Source organism: Psychrobacter sp. TB20-MNA-CIBAN-0197 (assembly GCF_040309765.1).
Lineage (GTDB): Bacteria > Pseudomonadota > Gammaproteobacteria > Pseudomonadales > Moraxellaceae > Psychrobacter > Psychrobacter submarinus.
The window spans coordinates 1-235 of record NZ_JBEOPC010001400.1 but is presented as its reverse complement, the minus strand read 5'-3'; the positions used below and the strand labels follow the sequence as shown (position 1 = coordinate 235).

The window sequence follows — 235 nt, the reverse complement described above, 5'->3', positions numbered from 1 at the left end:
AATACCGGTCCAGCGAGATAAAATTTCAGCAATTTCATCCTCACCTACTTGGTTCTTAAGCAGAGTCATTTCTTGCATTTCAGCTTGTGAGGCTAAATCAAGTTTTCGTTCAAGCTCTGGAATTCGCCCATATTGCAGCTCTGACATACGCTGTAAATCACTTGCTCTTCGCGCTACATCTAAATCTAATCTTGCTTGTTCAAGCTCGGCTTTAATTACTTGTGTACCTTGAAGC

Annotated in this window: 1 protein-coding gene; it reads right to left on the bottom strand. The window is 41.3% G+C overall.

Features of this window, described 5'->3' with window-relative positions; all coding sequences use genetic code 11:
- The coding region (locus AAEY83_RS18555) for a hypothetical protein (protein ID WP_351061646.1) at window positions 1-235 on the bottom strand (235 nt) is incomplete at both ends.